The 18,283-nt window shown below is 70.6% G+C and carries 20 protein-coding genes; 10 read left to right on the plus strand and 10 right to left on the minus strand.

What is annotated here, in order from left to right; genetic code table 11:
* Positions 1 to 82 precede the first annotated feature (82 nt).
* Both QNO14_RS10340 and QNO14_RS10345 read right to left on the minus strand, forming a co-directional pair.
* Positions 83 to 742 (minus strand): DUF3027 domain-containing protein, encoded by a 660-nt coding sequence (locus tag QNO14_RS10340; RefSeq protein ID WP_257505207.1) that lies wholly within the window; start codon positions 740 to 742, stop codon positions 83 to 85.
* The gene (locus QNO14_RS10345; RefSeq protein ID WP_257495572.1) at positions 726 to 1,109 is read right to left on the minus strand and encodes a cold-shock protein; all 384 of its coding nucleotides are present in this window, start codon (positions 1,107 to 1,109) and stop codon (positions 726 to 728) included. Before QNO14_RS10345 ends, QNO14_RS10340 begins: the two co-directional genes overlap by 17 nt.
* 101 nt (positions 1,110 to 1,210) lie before the next feature.
* Between QNO14_RS10345 and QNO14_RS10350 the strand changes: the two genes are divergently transcribed.
* The 3 genes from QNO14_RS10350 to QNO14_RS10360 all read left to right on the plus strand — a co-directional run bounded on the left by QNO14_RS10350 (position 1,211) and on the right by QNO14_RS10360 (position 4,949).
* On the plus strand, positions 1,211 to 1,477 hold the full coding sequence (locus tag QNO14_RS10350; protein WP_257495571.1) for a multidrug ABC transporter ATPase: 267 nt from the start codon (positions 1,211 to 1,213) through the stop codon (positions 1,475 to 1,477).
* 1 nt (position 1,478) lies between these two features.
* Positions 1,479 to 3,185, plus strand: coding sequence for a helicase-associated domain-containing protein (locus QNO14_RS10355; protein ID WP_257505209.1), 1,707 nt, complete (start codon positions 1,479 to 1,481; stop codon positions 3,183 to 3,185).
* Positions 3,186 to 3,275: 90 nt separating this feature from the next.
* Positions 3,276 to 4,949 carry a DNA repair helicase XPB gene (locus tag QNO14_RS10360; RefSeq protein ID WP_257495569.1) on the plus strand — a complete coding sequence of 558 codons (1,674 nt, stop codon included), beginning with the start codon at positions 3,276 to 3,278 and terminating at the stop codon, positions 4,947 to 4,949.
* A 242-nt stretch (positions 4,950 to 5,191) separates the two neighbouring features.
* Here the strand turns inward: QNO14_RS10360 and QNO14_RS10365 are convergent, their stop codons facing one another.
* The gene (locus tag QNO14_RS10365) at positions 5,192 to 6,100 is read right to left on the minus strand and encodes an alpha/beta fold hydrolase (protein WP_257505211.1); all 909 of its coding nucleotides are present in this window, start codon (positions 6,098 to 6,100) and stop codon (positions 5,192 to 5,194) included.
* Positions 6,101 to 6,211: 111 nt separating this feature from the next.
* Between QNO14_RS10365 and QNO14_RS10370 the strand changes: the two genes are divergently transcribed.
* The 4 genes from QNO14_RS10370 to QNO14_RS10385 all read left to right on the plus strand — a co-directional run bounded on the left by QNO14_RS10370 (position 6,212) and on the right by QNO14_RS10385 (position 9,705).
* The gene (locus QNO14_RS10370) at positions 6,212 to 6,748 is read left to right on the plus strand and encodes a TetR/AcrR family transcriptional regulator (RefSeq protein WP_257505213.1); all 537 of its coding nucleotides are present in this window, start codon (positions 6,212 to 6,214) and stop codon (positions 6,746 to 6,748) included.
* Between the two features lie 80 nt (positions 6,749 to 6,828).
* Positions 6,829 to 7,521 (plus strand): response regulator transcription factor, encoded by a 693-nt coding sequence (locus QNO14_RS10375; protein WP_257495566.1) that lies wholly within the window; start codon positions 6,829 to 6,831, stop codon positions 7,519 to 7,521.
* A 4-nt stretch (positions 7,522 to 7,525) separates the two neighbouring features.
* Complete coding sequence (locus tag QNO14_RS10380) at positions 7,526 to 9,295, plus strand: sensor histidine kinase (RefSeq protein ID WP_257505215.1); 1,770 nt, start codon at positions 7,526 to 7,528, stop codon at positions 9,293 to 9,295.
* Positions 9,296 to 9,417: 122 nt separating this feature from the next.
* Positions 9,418 to 9,705 (plus strand): WXG100 family type VII secretion target, encoded by a 288-nt coding sequence (locus tag QNO14_RS10385; RefSeq protein ID WP_257495563.1) that lies wholly within the window; start codon positions 9,418 to 9,420, stop codon positions 9,703 to 9,705.
* A 68-nt stretch (positions 9,706 to 9,773) separates the two neighbouring features.
* Here QNO14_RS10385 and groL read toward each other — a convergent pair whose 3' ends face one another.
* From groL to QNO14_RS10410, 5 genes are all read right to left on the minus strand, one after another.
* A complete protein-coding gene (gene groL, locus QNO14_RS10390; protein ID WP_257505217.1) occupies positions 9,774 to 11,393 on the minus strand; it encodes a chaperonin GroEL in 1,620 nt (539 codons plus the stop codon).
* A gap of 182 nt (positions 11,394 to 11,575) precedes the next feature.
* Complete coding sequence (locus QNO14_RS10395; protein ID WP_257505219.1) at positions 11,576 to 11,776, minus strand: cold-shock protein; 201 nt, start codon at positions 11,774 to 11,776, stop codon at positions 11,576 to 11,578.
* A 604-nt stretch (positions 11,777 to 12,380) separates the two neighbouring features.
* Complete coding sequence (locus QNO14_RS10400; protein WP_257505221.1) at positions 12,381 to 12,947, minus strand: LytR C-terminal domain-containing protein; 567 nt, start codon at positions 12,945 to 12,947, stop codon at positions 12,381 to 12,383.
* Positions 12,948 to 12,956: 9 nt separating this feature from the next.
* Positions 12,957 to 13,217 (minus strand): DUF3263 domain-containing protein, encoded by a 261-nt coding sequence (locus QNO14_RS10405; RefSeq protein WP_257495559.1) that lies wholly within the window; start codon positions 13,215 to 13,217, stop codon positions 12,957 to 12,959.
* A gap of 9 nt (positions 13,218 to 13,226) precedes the next feature.
* Positions 13,227 to 14,237, minus strand: a complete 1,011-nt coding sequence (locus tag QNO14_RS10410) for a DUF2332 domain-containing protein (RefSeq protein ID WP_257505223.1) — start codon at positions 14,235 to 14,237, stop codon at positions 13,227 to 13,229.
* Positions 14,238 to 14,305: 68 nt separating this feature from the next.
* Here QNO14_RS10410 and msrB point away from each other — a divergent pair, with 68 nt between their 5' ends.
* Together msrB and QNO14_RS10420 are read left to right on the plus strand one after the other, a co-directional pair.
* Positions 14,306 to 14,713, plus strand: coding sequence for a peptide-methionine (R)-S-oxide reductase MsrB (msrB, locus tag QNO14_RS10415; protein ID WP_257495557.1), 408 nt, complete (start codon positions 14,306 to 14,308; stop codon positions 14,711 to 14,713).
* Positions 14,714 to 14,727: 14 nt separating this feature from the next.
* Positions 14,728 to 15,264: a nitroreductase family protein gene (locus tag QNO14_RS10420; RefSeq protein WP_257495662.1), complete on the plus strand. Its 537-nt coding sequence runs from the start codon at positions 14,728 to 14,730 to the stop codon at positions 15,262 to 15,264.
* 5 nt (positions 15,265 to 15,269) lie between these two features.
* On the opposite strand, the gene QNO14_RS10425 is transcribed toward QNO14_RS10420, so the two are convergent.
* Both QNO14_RS10425 and QNO14_RS10430 read right to left on the minus strand, forming a co-directional pair.
* Positions 15,270 to 16,220, minus strand: coding sequence for a DMT family transporter (locus QNO14_RS10425; RefSeq protein WP_257505224.1), 951 nt, complete (start codon positions 16,218 to 16,220; stop codon positions 15,270 to 15,272).
* Between the two features lie 92 nt (positions 16,221 to 16,312).
* Positions 16,313 to 16,954: a GntR family transcriptional regulator gene (locus QNO14_RS10430; RefSeq protein WP_257505226.1), complete on the minus strand. Its 642-nt coding sequence runs from the start codon at positions 16,952 to 16,954 to the stop codon at positions 16,313 to 16,315.
* Between the two features lie 206 nt (positions 16,955 to 17,160).
* On the opposite strand from QNO14_RS10430, the gene QNO14_RS10435 reads away from it, so the two are divergent.
* Positions 17,161 to 18,261, plus strand: coding sequence for a type 2 periplasmic-binding domain-containing protein (locus tag QNO14_RS10435; RefSeq protein WP_257495554.1), 1,101 nt, complete (start codon positions 17,161 to 17,163; stop codon positions 18,259 to 18,261).
* Positions 18,262 to 18,283: the final 22 nt, after the last annotated feature.

Raw genomic sequence — 18,283 nt, forward strand, 5'->3', positions numbered from 1 at the left:
TCGGTCGTCGCAAACGTCCCCCGCGGTCCCGCCAACGGGGTCGTTTGCGACGACCGAACTGCCGCGCCACGGGTGGGGGAAGTCAGCTGGCGGAGTAGGACTCGTCGTCGTCGTCAGACTCGTCGTCGTCGTCAGACTCGTCGTCGTCGTCCGCGTCGTCGTCGTCGTCCTCGTCCGCGTCGTCATCGTCGACCGCGTCGTCGAAGCTCGCGTCGACGTCCCCGCTCTCGTCGAGTTCGTCGATGTCGACGCCGTCGAGGTCACCGCCGTGCAAGATGGCCGAGCCGTCGTCGTCGAAGTCCGCGGCATCCAGGTCGTCGAGGTCGTCGATGTCCACATCGTCGTCCTCGTCCGCGTCGCGCTCGTCGGCATCCGCGTCCGTCAGCTCGCCGGCTGCGCGGGCCGCCTCGGCCTGAGCCTCCTGCGCGGCCTGGTAATCGGCGAGACGCACCGCCCACGGCACCCACTCGGGGGCCAGCAGCGCACCGTCGCCGGGGAGCAGCTCGACCTCGAGGACGGTCGGATCGGAGCCTTCGACCACGGCGACGCTGACCGTCCAGAACCAGCCGGGGTATCCCGGCATCCGGTTGTTGAAGCGCAGCGAGACGACGCCGTCGTCTTCGAGGGTGTAGCCCGCGGCATCGCCGACGGTCACGTCAGGGGTCACCTCGCGAAGGGCCGCGCGGGCGATGTCGTGCGCGTGGAGCAGCCGCTCGTCGGCGGGCTCAGGCTTCGAAGTCATCGGCTACCTTGCGCAGCACGGCCGCGATCTTCTTCGCGTGCGACCCGCTGGGGTAGCGGCCGCGGCGCAGGTCGCCACCGATGCCGTCGAGCAGCTTCACGAGGTCTTCGACGATGATCGCCATGTCGTCGGCGGGCTTGCGGGAGCGCTTGGCGAGACTGACGGGCGCCTCGAGCACCCGCACCGAGAGCGCCTGCAGTCCGCGCTTGCCGTCGGCGACACCGAACTCGAGCCGTGTGCCCGGCTTGAGGCCGGTCGTGCCGGCGGGGAGGGCGGAGGCGTGCAGGAAGACGTCCTGGCCGTCATCGGCGGAGATGAAGCCGAACCCCTTCTCGTCGTCGTAGAACCTGACCTTGCCGGTGGGCATGCGAACCTCGCTGAATCGTGCCCGTGACGGGCAGGACGAAATGGGGCCGATCGGCCCCGAACAAAGCCTACCTGTACCGACCACGCAGTAGTCTGGTGCCGATGAGCACACCCACTTCACGCGGAGAGGTGCCGGTCCACAGGATCGACCGCATCCTGGCGTACATGTCCTTCGGCCTGCTGCTGCTGTCGATCGTGTGCTTCCTGGCGATCATGATCGGCTCCGCCAACGGCGCCGACATGCGCGAGGGCGTGTGGCCCACTGTGGGAGCGCTGGTCTGGTTCACCCCGCCCGTGGCCTTCGTCCTGGTGATCACGCTGGTGATCCTGAACTTCGCGCGAAGGGCGCGGGCCAACAGGGCGGAGTGACGTGACCCATTCGGCGGACTCCCGTGTGCTCGCGACCTGGCTCGCCGGCCAGGACGACGCCGCCCTCAGCGCGCTGCTGAGCGAACGGGGCATCTCGCCGTCGGCCACGTGGGAGGACTTCTTCGACGCCGCAGAGGGCGTGCAGGATGCCGCTCCTCTCACGCGTGCCCTCGCGGCGCTCCCCCGGCCCCTCGCCGAGGCGCTCGTCGATGCGCAGGGTGGCACCGTGGCCGAACCGGCACGGCCGGCACTGATCGCCCGCGCTCTGGTGACCCCCGACGGCACGGTCTACCGCGCCGTCGCCGAGGCGGTCGCGGCCGCTCCCCTCACCGAGGCGCCCCCGCAGCCGGCCCAGTCCGACCCCGAGCCGGCCGACGCCGCCGCGGAACGCGCGTTCACCGCCGCCGCGACGCTCGCCGACATCCTGCAGCTGGCACTGACCACCCCGCTCGCCCGCATCGGCTCCGGCGCGCTGGGCGCGACGGAACGTCGACGACTGATGGATGCCGGCATCGTCGACGACGCCGTCACCGCCGACGAACTGGTGACCCTGTCATCGGTGGCGGGCCTCACCGCCCCCTTCGACAGGGAATGGCGCGTCACCACCGACGGCCTGCAGTGGCTGCAGGCCGGCACGGTCGACCGCTGGGACCAGGTGGCACGCCGCCTGCGCGACGCCCTGCCGACCGCTCTGCGCACCGACGGGGGCGGCTGGTCGTCGCCGACCGAGTGGCGGCGGGCCTATCCCTTCGACCCGGCCTGGCCCGCGCGTGCGGAGCAGTGGCGCGCGCTGCTGCACCGCTGGGCGCTGATCGGTGCGGACGGCGCCAGCGCCCCGTGGGCGGCCGGACTCGCCGCCGGCGGCGACGCCGATCTTGACGCGCTGCGCGAGCTGCTGCCGCCGGAGGTCGACCGCGTCTTCCTGCAGAACGACCTGACCGCGATCGCGCCGGGGCCTCTCGCGCCGCACCTCGACATGCGCCTGCGCACCATGGCGCTGCGGGAATCCCGCGCCCAGGCCTCGAGCTACCGGTTCACGCCCGACACCATCGGGGCGGCGATCACCGGCGGCGAGACGGCCGAGTCGCTGCGCGAATTTCTCACCGCGCTCTCGCTGACCGGCCTGCCCCAGCCGCTCGCGTACGAGATCGAGCGCACCGCGGCACGGCACGGGCTCATCCGGGTCGTCGAGGATCCGGCATCCGGCATCACCCTCGTGCGCAGCGACGACCGCGCCGTGCTCGACACGCTCGCCGTGGACCAGGCGCTGCGGCCCCTCGCCCTCATGCGGCACGCAGAAGGACTGACGTCGCGCTCGAACCCCGACGCGGTGTTCTGGGCGCTCGCCGACGCGCGCTACCCCGTGAGCATGGAGGACACCTCCGGCCACACCCGCACCGTGCTGCGCCACAAGCTGGCCGCTCCCCCGGCGGCGCCGACGGCGAGCCCGTACGAGCCGCTGATCGGGCGGCTGCGCGGCGCGCGGGAGTCCGACTCGGATGCCGCGTGGCTCGGCCGCGAGCTCGAACAGGCCGTGCGCGCGAAGGCGCTCATCACCGTCACGGTGCGGCTGCCCGACGGATCCGACCGGCAGTTCACGCTCGAAGCCAGCGGGCTGGGCGGTGGGCGTCTGCGCGGCCGCGACAAGGCCGCCGACGTCGAGCGGACCCTGCCGGTCTCCAGCATCCAGTCGGTCAGCCCCGCCTGACCCAGGCCAGGCGATGCTCGTGCTCGCGCAGCGTCGGATCTTGCACCGGACCGCCCCTCGCCGCCGCCGCGCGGACTAGACTTTTCCCTTATGGCTGACGGCCCTCTCATCGTGCAGAGCGACCGGACGGTGCTGCTTGAAGTAGCCCATCCGGACGCCGAAACCGCGCGCCACGAACTGGCGATCTTCGCCGAGCTCGAGCGCGCCCCCGAGCACATCCACACGTACCGCATCACCCGGCTGGGCCTCTGGAACGCGCGGGCCGCCGGCCACGACGCCGACGACATGCTCGCGACCCTCGACCGCTGGTCGCGGTTCCCGGTGCCGGCGTCCGTGTCGATGGACCTGCGCGAGACGGTCAACCGCTACGGGCGCCTGGTCATCGAGCGGGCCGACGTCGAGGGTTTCGGTGAGGGCGTGCTCGTGCTGCGCTCCACCGACAACGCGGTGCTGTCGGAGGTCTCGCGCAACAAGCGCATCAGCCCGCTGCTGATCGGCCGCCCCACCCCCGACACCTTCGTCGTGGATGCCTGGGCGCGCGGGCAGATCAAGCAGGAGCTGCTGAAGATCGGCTGGCCGGCCGAGGACCACGCCGGTTACACCCCCGGCACCCCGCACCCCATCGAGCTCGCCGAAGACGGCTGGTCGCTGCGGCCCTACCAGCGCACCGCTGTGGACACCTTCCACGAGGGCGGGTCCGGCGTCGTGGTGCTCCCCTGTGGTGCGGGCAAGACGCTCGTCGGCGCGGGCGCGATGGCCCAGACCAAGACGACGACGCTGATCCTCGTGACCAACACCGTCAGCGCGCGGCAGTGGCGCGACGAGCTGCTCAAGCGCACGTCGCTGACGCCCGAGGAGATCGGCGAGTACTCCGGCCAGGTCAAGGAGATCAAGCCGGTCACGATCGCCACGTACCAGATCCTCACCGCCAAGCGCGGGGGCCAGTACGCCCACCTCTCGCTGCTGGACGCCCTCGACTGGGGCCTCATCGTCTACGACGAGGTGCACCTGCTGCCGGCGCCGGTGTTCAAGCTCACCGCCGACCTGCAGGCCCGGCGGCGCCTCGGCCTCACGGCCACCCTCGTGCGCGAGGACGGCCGCGAGGGCGACGTCTTCAGCCTCATCGGCCCGAAGCGGTTCGACGCACCCTGGAAGGAGATCGAGGCCCAGGGCTTCATCTCCCCCGCCATCTGCTACGAAGTGCGCGTGGACCTGCCCGTCGACGAGCGGCTGGAGTACGCGGCATCCGCCGACGAGGATCGCTACCGGCTCGCCGCCACCGCGCCGGTGAAGATCGACGTGGTGCGCGACCTCGTCGCCCGGCATGAGGGCGAGCAGATCCTCGTGATCGGGCAGTACCTCGACCAGATCGACGAGCTGGCCGAGGCGCTCGGCGCGCCGAAGATCACCGGCGCCGTTCCCGTCGACGAGCGCGAGCAGCTGTACCAGCAGTTCCGGGTCGGCGAGGTGCCGGTGCTGGTGGTCTCGAAGGTCGCGAACTTCTCGATCGACCTGCCCGAGGCATCCGTCGCTATCCAGGTCTCGGGGTCCTTCGGCTCCCGCCAGGAGGAGGCCCAGCGCCTCGGACGCCTGCTGCGCCCCAAGACCAACGGGCACACCGCGAGCTTCTACACCCTCATCGCCCGCGACACCGTCGACCAGGACTTCGCGCAGAACCGGCAGCGGTTCCTCGCCGAGCAGGGGTACTCGTACACGATCCTCGACGCCGAGCAGGTCGCCGGGCGGGCGGCGCTGGGCGCCTGACGGCATCCCGCCGTCCTGCCCGCGGGCGCAGTCCTGCCCGCGGGCGCAGTTCTGCCGGCGGGCGCAGTCCTGTCCGCGGCGCAGTCTCGGCCGCACCCGGTTGCCGGAACAAGGAGATCCGCCGAGATGCGGGCCCTGGGGCCGCAGGCATCCGCATTCCGGCAGATCCCCTCATCCGGTCGACTGCGACACCCGCCCACGTGACCGCTGACCCGTGGCCACCGTCGGCACGTGGCGGTGAGCTACGACTCCCTCCGCTCGAACCAGTCCAGGGCCAGCGCGGTCACGGCATCCGGTGCGTCGTCGGTGACGAAGTGCGAGGCATCCTCCACGAACGCCAGTTCGAACCGGTCCGCATGCCGCTCGTGGTCGCGGCACATGCGGCGCACCATCGGCTCGGTGAACGGGCGGTCGTGGCGCCCGAACGCGACGAGCGTCGGCGGCTGCAGCCTGCGCTTCTTGTAGTACGGACCGACCAGCCGGGGGATCTCCGGGGTGATGATGCCGAACAGCACCGCCCGCGTGGCGCGGCCGATCTCCGGCCGCTCCTCGACGCGCAGGTACCCGTCGAGAGTCGCCTCGCTCATCGGATGGGTGAGATACGGCGGCGCGAACAGCCACCGCAGCGACCGCCGGGGACTGCGCAGGATCAGCGGCGGATAGTGCTTGAACGCGGGCATCATCTTCGGCGTGAACCTGAGGAACCCCGGCGGAACCGACAGCTGCACGAGGCTCCGGACCCGATCCGGGTACGTGTACGCGAGGTGCATCCCGGTGATCGCGCCGAGGTCGTGGGTCATCACGTGCGCCTGGTCGACTCCGAGGACATCCAGCAGGGCGACGAGGTCATGCAGCCGCGTCTCGTGCCCGATGCGGGAGTCATCGGCCGTCGTCCACCCGGCTCCGCGCAGGTCTGGGCAGATGACCCGATAGCCGCGCCGCGCGATCGCCGGTGCGACCTGCCGCCACTGCCACCAGTGCTGCGGGAATCCGTGCAGCAGCACGACGGGAGGCCCCTCCCCGACGCTCGCGACGTGGCTGCGCAGCCCCGGCGTCTCGATGACCGCGTGCTCGAACCCCGGCGCCTCCGGCAGCGGTGGAGTCCAGTGGGCGGTTTCGGCGATCGGTTCGCCGACGTGCGACGTATCCATGACACGGCTCCTCTCGCGACGGTCCCCCCGGGATCGGCGGAACTCGGCTGCGCCGCACATTACTACGTTCGTAGTGCCATGTCACTACAAACATAGTTGTACGCTCGAACGATGAGCAGCACGCGTCATCGAGCACTGCAGGCCGCCGTGCAACTGGTCGGCGGTGAGGGCATCCGCGCCCTCACCCACGGACGGGTGGATGCCGCAGCGGCGCTGCCCGCGGGCTCGACGTCGAACCACTTCCGCACGCGGACCGCGCTCGTCGCCGGGGTCATCGAGTGGATCGCCGCCGAAGAGCGCGGCGACGCCGGCCTGCCGGCCATCCGCACGCGCGACGACCTGGTCAGCGGCCTGTCCCGCATGATCGAGGTGCAGTCCGGCCCGCAGGCCCTGCGCACCCGCGCCCGCTACGCCCTGTTCCTCGAGTCGGATGCCGAGACGTCGCGTCCGCTCGTCGAGCAGCGTGCCGCGTTCGAGACCTGGATCGGCGGCATCCTGCGGGAGATCGGCGGCCCCCCGGCCGAGCGGCAGACGCGGTTCCTCATGGCCGCAGCGGAGGGTCTGCTGCTGCACCGCCTTACCGTCGACCCCCAGGCCTCGATCGACGCGGTCATCGCGCGCGCGGTCGACGCTGCGCTTGCTCCGTAGACACCCGGTCCCTATACCGCATCACGGCCGCTCCGACCGATGTCCAGACAGCACATCGATTCCGTGACCATAATGGGGCCATGACCGCGCCTCGCATCCTTGTCGTCGACGATGAGCCGAACATCCGCGACCTGCTCATCACGAGCCTGCGCTTCGCAGGATTCCAGGTGCGCGCCGTCTCCAACGGCGCCCAGACGATCTCTGCCGTCCTCGAAGAGGAACCGGACCTGATCGTGCTCGACGTCATGCTCCCGGACATGAACGGGTTCAGCGTCACCAAGCGTCTGCGCGGCGCCGGCTACACCGCCCCCATCCTCTTCCTCACCGCGAAGGACGAGACCGAGGACAAGATCACCGGACTCAACGCCGGCGGCGACGACTACGTCACCAAGCCCTTCAGCCTCGACGAGATCGTCGCGCGCATCCAGGCGATCCTGCGCCGGACGATGCAGGCCGACGAGGAGTCCATCATCCGTGCCGGCGAACTGACGATGGACCAGGACACCCACGATGTGCTCGTCGGCGACGTGTCGATCGACCTCTCCCCCACCGAGTTCAAGCTGCTGCGCTACCTCATGCTCAACCCCAACCGAGTGCTCAGCAAGGCGCAGATCCTCGATCACGTGTGGGAGTACGACTTCAACGGCGACGCCGGCATCGTGGAGAGCTACATCTCCTACCTGCGGCGCAAGATCGATCCGCACTCGTCCGAGCCCCTCATCCAGACCAAGCGGGGCTTCGGCTACATGCTGAAGGCGGGCAAGTCCGCGTGACCCGGTGGCTATAGCCGCACACGCAGGCAAGACCGATGCGCTGACCGACTGGTGGCGCAGCGTCAGCCTGCGCGCGAAGGTCACAGGGGTCACCGTCGCGGTGCTCGCGATCGGGCTCGTCGCCGCGGGCGTGGGAACGCTCGGGTTCCTGCGCAACACCCTGGCCACGAACCTCGACTCCCAGGTGCAGCAGCTGGCCGAGACGGATGCCGTCAGCAGCGTCTTCACCGGCACGGTCACCGAGGACGGTGACGATTTCCGGGTGAAGTCGGATGCCACGGCGTACTTCGTCGCGGTGTACGGTCCCGACGGCAGCTTCATCACCAGCGGCGGCGGCAACGACGAGCCCCCGCCGATCTTCCCGAAGACCTTCACCCTCGCGCAGGCCACGATCTACGGCACCAGCACGGTGTTCGATCTGCACAACAGCGAGGGCGGACCGAACTACCGCGCCGCTGTGGGGGTTGAAGACACCCCGGTGGGCGTCTTCTACACGCAGCTGGTCGCCCTGCCGACCGCTCCCAACGAGCGCTTCCTGACCGCGTTCCTCGGCATCTACAGCTTCTTGGCGCTCATCACCGTGATCGCCAGCGCCTTTCTCGTGCGGTGGATCGTCACCCTCACCTTCCGCAGTCTCGGTCAGGTCGAGGCGACGGCCGACGCCATCGCCGCCGGGGACTTCAGTCTGCGCATGACCGACATCGAACCGCCGACGACCGAGGTGGGGCGCCTGAAGACGGCGATCAACGCGATGCTCGGACGCATCGACGGCGCCCTGTCCGAACGGGATGCCACGGTGCGCCAGATGCGCCGCTTCATCGGCGACGCCAGCCACGAGCTGCGCACACCACTGGTCACGGTGCGCGGGTACGCCGAGCTGTACCGGATGGGTGCCATTTCCGGCGAGGAGCAGATCGCCCAGTCGATGGACCGCATCGAGAAGGAGGCGATCCGCATGGGGGTGCTCGTCGAGGACCTTCTCGCGCTCGCCCGCCTGGACGAGCGCCGCGGCGTGACCCTGGCCCCCGTGGACCTGCGCCCGATCGCACGCGACGCGGCCCTCGACGCGCGTGCCGCGGCGCCCCAGCGCGCCGTGATGGCGTTGGACACCACGGCCGCGGTGGGCCAGGGTCCGGATCCCGCGCCGGCATCCGCCGCTGAGCGGGAGGGCACCCACCCCGGGCGAAAGCGCGCGCCGCACACGCCGGCGACGGGACTCGCGGGAGCGACCCTGTCGCTGCTGCGCCGCCGACCGAAGCAGCCCGCTCCGGCTCCGGGCGAGCAGCCGAGCCCCCCGGTGTCCGAGCCGGCGACGACGACACCGCTCGCCCCCATCGTGCTCGGTGACGAGAACGGCATCCGGCAGGTGGTGACGAACCTGCTGGGCAACGCGCGCCGCTACAGTCCCGAGGACTCGCCGATCGAGCTGACGGTCGGCGTGGATCGCGAGACGCGCACCGGCTGGATCGCCGTGAGCGACCACGGCGAGGGCGTGCCGCCGCAGATCCGCGACAAGATCTTCCAGCGCTTCTGGCGGGCCGACACGTCACGCACGCGCGAGACCGGCGGGTCGGGCCTGGGGCTGTCCATCGTGGCGGCGATCGTCGAGTCGCTGCACGGCACGATCGAGGTCGACGACACCCCCGGCGGCGGAGCGACGTTCCGCGTGGCATTCCCCCTGGCGGCCACACCCGCCCCCACGCCCGCCGAGCAGCTCACGGTCGAGACGCAGCCGATGCCCAAGATGCCGAGATCGACGCCCGCCGAGGGCTGACGCCTCGCCGCCTCCTCCCCAGCCGCCCGCGTGCGGGATCCATCCCGAAAAGCGTGCCGGCGCGGCTCGCCCGACGCGCACCCGCCCTAACGTGGCGCGCAACGCTCGTGAAGGGAGCACCCATGGCCGTCTTCTCCGTCGACAGCGACGCCGTCCTCACCGCCACCGCCGCCGTACGCGGCACCGCCGACCGCCTGGCCGGCGAGACCTCCGCCATGCTGGCGCAGCTCACCGCGCTGCAGTCCTCCTGGACCGGCAGCGCCGCCCTCGGTTTCCAGTCGGTCATCGACCGCTGGCGCGCGACCCAGCGCGAGGTCGAGACCTCGCTCGCCGACATCAGCGCCGCCCTCGCCACCGCCGGACAGCAGTACGCGCAGACCGAGGCCGCCACGGCGGGACTGTTCCGGTAACCCCCGCCGGAAACGGCGAAGGGCCCCTCCGTGAGGAGGGGCCCTTCGTTCATCGGGTTCTGATCAGATCAGAAGTCCATGCCACCCGTGGGGTCGCCGGCCGGAGCCGCGGCCTTCTCGGGCTTGTCGGCGACGACGGCCTCGGTCGTGAGGAACAGACCGGCGATGGATGCCGCGTTCTGCAGAGCCGAGCGGGTCACCTTGGCCGGGTCGATGATGCCCTGTGCGAACAGGTCACCGTACTCGCCGGTCGCGGCGTTCAGGCCGTGGCCGAGCGGCAGCTCGGCGACCTTGTTGGCGACGACGCCGGGCTCCATGCCCGCGTTGAGGGCGATCTGCTTGAGCGGCGCCTGGATCGCGACGCGAACGATGTTCGCACCGGTCGCCTCGTCACCGGTCAGCTCGAGGGCGTCGAGCGCCTTCTTGCCGGCCTGGATGAGCGCGACGCCACCACCGGCGACGACACCCTCTTCGACGGCGGCCTTCGCGTTGCGAACGGCGTCCTCGATGCGGTGCTTGCGCTCCTTCAGCTCGACCTCGGTGGCCGCACCCGCCTTGATGACGGCAACGCCGCCGGCGAGCTTGGCGAGACGCTCCTGGAGCTTCTCGCGGTCGTAGTCGCTGTCGGTGTTCTCGATCTCGCGACGGATCTGGGTCACGCGACCCTCGATCTGAGCCGAGTCGCCCGCACCCTCGACGATGGTCGTCTCGTCCTTGGTGATGATGACCTTGCGCGCACGGCCGAGCAGGTCGGTCGTGGCGTTCTCGAGCTTGAGGCCCACCTCTTCGGTGATGACCTGGCCGCCGGTGAGGATCGCGATGTCCTGCAGCTGCGCCTTGCGACGGTCACCGAAGCCGGGAGCCTTGACGGCAACCGACTTGAAGATGCCGCGGATCTTGTTCAGAACCAGCGTCGCGAGAGCTTCGCCCTCGACGTCCTCGGCGATGATGAGGAGCTCCTTGCCCTCCTGGATCACCTTGTCGACGATGGGCAGAAGGTCCTTGATGTTCGAGATCTTCTGGTTCGCGATGAGGATGTACGGGTCCTCGAAGACAGCCTCCTGGCGCTCCGGGTCCGTGACGAAGTAGGGGTTGATGTAACCCTTGTCGAAGCGCATGCCCTCGGTGAGCTCGAGCTCGGTGCCGAAGGTGTTGGACTCCTCGACGGTGACCACACCCTCCTTGCCGACCTTGTCGATCGCCTCGGCGATGAGCTCGCCGATGGAGGCGTCAGCGGCCGAGATCGACGCGGTGGCAGCGATCTGCTCCTTGGACTCGACCTCCTTGGCCGACGACAGCAGCTCGGCGGTGATGGCCTCGACGGCCTTCTCGATGCCGCGCTTGAGCGAGATCGGGTCGGCGCCGGCTGCGACGTTGCGCAGCCCCTCGCGAACGAGTGCCTGGGCCAGGACAGTGGCGGTGGTGGTGCCGTCACCGGCGACGTCGTCGGTCTTCTTGGCGACCTCCTTCACCAGCTCAGCGCCGATCTTCTCGAACGGGTCGTCGAGCTCGATCTCCTTGGCGATCGAGACGCCGTCGTTCGTGATCGTGGGGGCGCCCCACTTCTTTTCGAGCACGACGTTGCGACCGCGCGGGCCGAGCGTCACCTTGACGGCGTCGGCGAGGATGTTCAGGCCGCGCTCGAGACCGCGACGGGCCTCTTCGTCGAAAGCGATGATCTTTGCCATGTGTGTGTTCGTCCCTCCCGGACGTCGGAATGTCTTTAGCACTCAACAGGAGTGAGTGCTAAGCCATTCTGGCACTCGCCCCTGGGGAGTGCAAGCCACGCCGGGCGCGCCGACACACATCGACACACGTCTCGGACCGGTGGATGCCGCAGCGGCAGGAGCCGCCGGCATCCACTGTTCGCTCAGAGCGGGCGCACGGCCTCCGCCTGCGGGCCCTTCTGACCGGTGCCGAGGGTGAACTCCACCTGCTGGCCTTCTTCCAGCACGCGGAACCCGCTCATCTCGATGCTCGAGTAATGGACGAAGACGTCCTGGCCGTCGGCCTGGGTGATGAACCCGAAGCCCTTCTCAGCGTTGAACCATTTGACGGTGCCCTGTGCCATGCGGATCTCCTGTTGCTGATGGAACGACGAAAGCGTATCCAGCAGGATTCACCCGTTCACCCTGATCAGCGGACTTTTGACGCAGGCGCATCGAAGTGTTCACACGCGCGAAACACGGGGTCCGCGGCGCGGGCCCGCCGCCGCTGCCGCGTGCTTGCTCCCAGCCCGCGCGCCGCCGCAACTTCGGAAAACGCCACAGCCTCGGACCCCAGCGCCCGAATCCCTCCGAAGCAGTGACCTTCTCCGAAGATCCGACGGAGGGATGCCGGCGGGTAGGCGGCGGCAAGCCCGCTGCACCACCCCCGCTGCACCAGCCCGCCACTGTGCCCAATCCCAGCCCGCGCCGCCGCAGCTTCGGGAAACGCCACAGCCTCGGACCCCATCGCCCGAATCCCTCCGAACCAGTGACCTTCTCCGAAGAACCGGCGCGGGGCCGTGGCTGTCCCCCGCCGCCCCACCTCGCCGCAACCTCGGAGATCGCCACAACCTCGGACCCGGAACCGAGATTCCCCTCCGAAACAGCGACCATCTCCGAAGAAACGGCGCGGGGAGAACCGGCGCGGGGCGAACCGGCGCGGGGCGATGGATGCCGCCGACCGCGGCCTCAGGGCGTGGGCTGTCCGCCCGAGACGCGGTCGAGTCCCAGCACGACGGCCAGCTGCCGCGAGTCCGGGTCGTCGACGGGCTGGTACACGTCGCTCTGCACCACCTGGGCGCCACCGATCACGTCGGCGAGGGCGAGGGCGGCCGCCTCGTCTGCGGGAAGCGGGTAGTACACCGTCGTCGTGGCGAAGTCGTCGGATCCGGCATCGCCGGCGAGCACCAGGTCGGCCTCCCACCCCGCAGCGATGATGTCGTCGCGCGCGCGGCTGGCAAGACCCGCCTCGGGTGTCGCGTTGAGCACCAGCACGTCATACGTCGTGTCGAGTGCGGGGGTGGCCACCGCGGGCTCCGCCACCGTCGGCTCCGGTTCGGGAGAGAGCGTCACCCGGCCGGTGAGCACGAGCGTGCCGAAGATCCCCGCCGCGACGAGCACCACCGTGGCGAGGGCAGCCCACAGCAGCACGACCCAGCCGCGCATGTGCGGATTCTCGGCCCGGTGCGCGCCGACGCGGCCGCTGCCGGCCGGAAGCTGGTCGAAGCGATCCTTCGGGTAGGTCGTTCTGGCCACCCTGGAATGCTACCTGGCTACGCGCGGGCTCATCGCGACGCGGGCACGCCGCGCCTGCTCGCGGGCATCGCGGATGCGGCGCAGCCGCGACACCAGCATGGGGTCGTATTCCAGCGCCTCGGGGGTGTCCAGCAGCCGCCCGAGCAGCTGGTAGTAGCGCGCCGGCGACAGGCCCAGATGGGTGTGGATCGCCTCTTCTTTGCGGGGCCCGTGACGTGACCAGTTCGCCTCGAAGTCGAGAATCGCGCGGTCGCGAGGAGTCAAGGGCACCCCTCCACGCTAACGCGGCGTCGCGGCATCCTCGGCGCGCCACTCCAGCCAACCGCCGAGCGGGTCGGCGGCAGCGACCACGTCGCCGTCGAGGGCCACGGCGAAGCCACCGGGCCATTCGGCGACGTCGACCGGGGATGTCCATCCCTCGTGCAGCGCGGGGGCGTCGATCGTCACCCATCGCCCCGCGGCGCGGGCGGCGGCGATGGTCGCGTGGCGGGCGGGCCACGGCATGAGCGCGAGCACGCCGGGAGTGGTGACGACGAGCGTGGCATCCGGCGGCGCGAGGGCTGCGACCTCCGCGATCTTCTCCGCCCCGTCTCCGGCGACCAGCAGCGGCGGGTCGGATGCCGCGATGCGCAGCGCCCGACGCACGCGCTCGGCGCGGCCGGTCTCGCCCGGCCACACCAGTCCGGTCAGCCAGCGCTCGGTGTCGGGGTCCCGCGGGTCGAGGGGCTCCAGGTCGATGCCGGCACGCCACACGATCTCGGGCAGCGCGAGCGGTGGCATCCGGTCGCCGCGCAGCTCGCTGGTGAGCGTCACCGGTGATGGCCCGTCGGCGGGCTCGAGCACCACCTCGTCGCCGTCGGCGCGCCGATAGCGATAGCCGTACCGGTCGGGGTACAGACACAGTCCGGCACTGGCGCCCACCTCGAGCAGTGCGATCGGTCCGGGCACCAGGGCGAGCGCCGGCAGCAGCGCCGCGCACCGCAGCGGTTCGTTGGTCTGCACGCTCCGGCGGTCGCACTCGGCGACCACCGCGTCGGCGTGGGCGCGGGTCCACGCCGACCACGACGCGTACCCCGCTTCGGGCGCTCCGAGCAGGCGCGTGACGGCGAAGACGAGCGGCGGCTGGCGCCGGGCGGGCGCGATGCGCGCGAGCAGTCGCTGCATGCCGGGGTCGCCAGCGACGCCGGCGGCCCACTCCCGGTACACCTCGGACCGGCCGGGCGCCTCGTCCCGCGCGAACCGCGCGTAGCGTTCGCGCACCGTGGATGTGGCATCCGCCGTCGTCGTCATCCCTTCATTCTGCGCGAGCGGAACAGGGCGGCCCTGCGTCGGGTTGAATGGAGTGACGAAGGAGAGATATGACGTACGCGGTGAACAAGAGCGAAGACGAATGGCGCCAGGAGCTGGGTGCCGAGCAGTATGCGGTGCTGCGCCAGGCAGCGACCGAGCGCCCCTGGACCGGTGAACTGCTCGACGAGAGCCGCGCGGGACTGTATGCCTGTGCGGCGTGCGGCGCGGAGCTGTTCCAGAGCGGCACCAAGTTCGACTCGCACTGCGGGTGGCCGAGCTTCTACGAGTCGGTGCGCCCCGAGGCGGTCGAGCTGATCGACGACAGCAGCCACGGCATGGTGCGCACCGAGGTGCGCTGCGCCAACTGCGGCTCGCACCTGGGGCACGTGTTCCCCGACGGTTTCGGCACGCCCACGGGCGACCGTTACTGCATGAACTCGGTCGCGCTGCAGTTCACGCCGGAACAGCAGGCGTGACCGCACGCGACGCGATGCGGCGTCGCCGGTCCCTGTCGAAGGTGACCGACGACGCCCCCACGCACGACGAGCTGCTCGAGCTCGTCGGCGCGGCCGGTCGCGTCGCCGACCACTCCGAGCTGAAGCCCTGGCGGCTGATCGAGCTGCGCGGCGACGACCGGCTGACGCTGGGACGCGCGATCAACAAGGCTCTCGGCGAGAAGGGCGCATCGTCCAAGCCGTTGCGCGCGCCCCTGCTGATCGCGGTCGTCGCCAGCTATCGCAAGAGCGAGAAGGTGCCGCACTGGGAGCAGCAGGCCGTGGCATCCGGCGTCGCCCACGCCCTCAGCCTGCTGCTGGACGAAGCCGGATGGGGTGTCATCTGGCGCAGCGGCCACTACACGCGGGCCAAGGCGGTGGCGAAGGCGCACGGGCTTAAGAAGAACGAGCGGCTGCTCGGCTGGCTGTACGTCGGCGGCAGGCCGGAGCGCTCCCGTGAGGGGCGCGACAAGGTGATCGACGCCGAGAAGTTCGTCAGCCGGATGCCGCCACCCAAGAAGCCGATCACGTAGCGGCGTCAGCGCGCGCGGCGCCGGCGCCACGGCACCGCCGCGACCACGACCGACGCGAGGGCGACGGCGGCCATCGTCAGCGCCGTGCCGACGCTGGGCCCCGCAGGGGCCGGCCAGACGAGGTCGAGCGCGACGGATGCCGCGAGCTGACCGGCGACCGAGGCGAGGCCCAGCAGCAGCACGCCGGTGTGCACGACGAGGGCGGCCGACAGGAAGATGTAGCAGACCCCGAGTGCGCCGCCCACGTACAGCCAGGGCTCGGTCGGCAGCGCGGCAGGCGGGCCGGTGACGGCGACGCCGACCCCGGCGGCGACGAGCAGGCACAGCGACCCGCCGATGAAGTTGACGAGGGTCGCGGTCAGCGGCGTTCCGACGCGCTGGCGCAGCCGCCCGTTGGTCGCCTGCTGCCACGCGATGCCGACACCCGCGGCGAAGGGCAGCAGCAGCATCCACAGCGGCGCGTCGACGGCGCCTCCCGCGAGGGCGATGGCGACGGCGGCGAGGGCGAGCACGCCGCCGAGCACCCGCCCGGTGGTGATGGCCACGACGCCCGACGGCCCGGCGCCGAGCCGGTCGAGCACGAGCCCGCACACGGTCTGGCCGGCGACGATGCCGACGGTGAACAGCGCGACACCGATGAGTCCGACGGCGAGCCCCTGCGTGGCGACGGTGAGTGCACCGGCGGCGCCGCCGCACAGCATCCAGAAGGGGATGCGGCGCTCGCGCACCCCGGATGCCAGGCGCACGAATCCCCGTCGACCTGCCGGAAGCGCGATCGAGGCGACCGTCAGGATGAGCAGGCCCGACCCGAACGAGATCAGTGCCGCGACGAGGCCGTCTTCCAGCCGCACGCCGAGCTGGCCGTTGACCCGGGCCTGCACTGCGGTCATCACACCGATGAGGGCGGCGCCGCCCAACGCGACCCAGACGGGGAGGCGCGGAGACTCGGTGGGCACCGCGGAAGTCTAGCCGCGGCCCGGAGCGCGCCTCGTCACGCCGTCAGGCGGCACAGATCCGATGCCGCGCAGCCTCGAGCACACGTCGGGGGTCATCCCTCCAGCAGGGTGAGTCGGCGGCGCAGCTCGGCCGAGGGAGAGAAGTGCGCCGCCATGACCGCCTCGACCTCGTCCGCGTCACGGCGACGCAGCGCCGCGATGATCGCCGCGTGCTCTCGGTCCCGCTTGGCGTAGTCCCCGCCGTCGGCGCGAAGTGCCGCTTCGAAGTAGAAGCGGCTCACGTTGCGCAGATTGGTGAGGATGCCGACGAGGGTGGGGTTGCGCGTCGCCTCGATGATGATCATGTGGAAGCGATGGTTCAGCTCCACCCAGACGCTGCCCTCAGCGCCCGGCATCCGCCCGTGAAGCTCCTCGAGCTCCGCGATCTCGGTGGGACTGATCCGCTCCGTGGCTTGTCGGGCCGCGTACGGCTCGAGTATGAGACGCAGCTCGTTGATGTCGACCGCCTCCGCCGGGTCGAGTTCGCGTACGCGGGCCGCCCGGTGGGCGGTCGCCGTGATGAGCCCCTCGTTCACGAGATCGCGCATCGCCTCGCGCACCGGCGTCGCGCTCACCCCGTACTCGCGCGCGAGGTCGGTCTGCACGAGTCGTGAGCCCGGGGCCCGTGCGCCGCCGTAGATCTCCGAGCGCAGCCGCGTCAGCACGTTCTCTCGGTTCGTCTTCGGGTTCTGCATCGTCGTCCCCCCGTTCTCTCCCACAATTCTATAGATAGCCGTTGATCGGCTCACGAGGCTTATCGCGACCTTGTTACGAGATCGCCCCAAACTCGCGAAATCTCGCGCGTATCCGGAACGATCACGAAACTTTCGCGAAACGCGACCTCCATAACTTCTATAGAAGTTGATCGACACCGCTTCGGCGGTCCCACAGGGAGGTCCCCATGCGCAACAGCCGTCATCTTCTCGGAGTCCTTGCCGTCACCGGCCTGCTCGGCACCTCGCTCGTCGCGTGCAGCAGCACGTCCGACGGCTCGGCCGATGCGGCCGCGCCCGCCGACATGACGCTGCGCACGAACGACTGGAACCCGCCGGCGCATCCGTTCACCACGGCCGGCTGGGAGCCGCTCGGGGAGGCGCTGCTCGAGGCGACCGACGGGGCAGTGAGCATCGAGCACTACCCGTCCGAAGGGCTCGGCGCCGTCGGCGACACCCTGACGCTGCTGCAGAGCGGCATCGCCGACATGGCCTCGACCACGGTGGCCTACCACCCCGCCGAGTTCCCGCTGCTGCAGGTCACCGCGGGAGCCGCGTGGGAGGACGCCGCGCTGTCGGCGCAGGCGATGTGGGAGATGTGCCAGCAGGAGCCGTTCGTCTCGGAGATCAAGGCCGCAGGCGTCGTGCCCATCGTCTGCACCTCGGTCTCCCCCTACGAGCTGTTCCTGCGCGGCAACGCGGTCGAGGGCGTCCCCGCCGCCTTCGAGGGCAAGCGCATCCGCGCGACCGGGCTGCAGGGCGAGATCGTCTCGGCGCTCGGCGCGACCGCCACGACCGATTCCAGCACCGAGATCTACCTGCGCATGGAGCAGGGTGCCATCGACGGGACCACCGCCGGCTGGTACACCATGCCGGCGCTGTCGCTCGGTGAGGTCACGACCGATGCGACCGTGGGCCTGGCGAACTGGAACGCGGGCCTGGTGATGTTCGCGATGTCGCAGAAGAAGTGGGACGCGCTCGACGACGACGTACGCGAGACGCTGCGCGAGCTCGGACGCGAATACTCCCTCGCCGTGGCCGAGGGAGTCGACGCCGAGGATGCCGAGGCGAAGAAGGACACCGCCGACAGCATCACGTCCTACGAGGTCTCCGAGAAGGAGCGCGCCGCCGTCCGCGACGTCGTCTCCACCGTGCTCGACCGATGGGTCACGCGGATGGACGCCGAGCGCGGACTGGGCGCCGAGGCGCAGGCGGCGGTCGACGTTCTCGACTCGCTCCGCGACCTCGAGCCCCAGCCCGTCGACGAGTGGACCCCCTCGGCGTACTGACGCCGGGGAGCGAGGAAAGGAG

Origin of the sequence: Microbacterium sp. zg-Y625, from assembly GCF_030246925.1 — a bacterium.
Classification (GTDB): Bacteria; Actinomycetota; Actinomycetes; order Actinomycetales; family Microbacteriaceae; genus Microbacterium; species Microbacterium jiangjiandongii.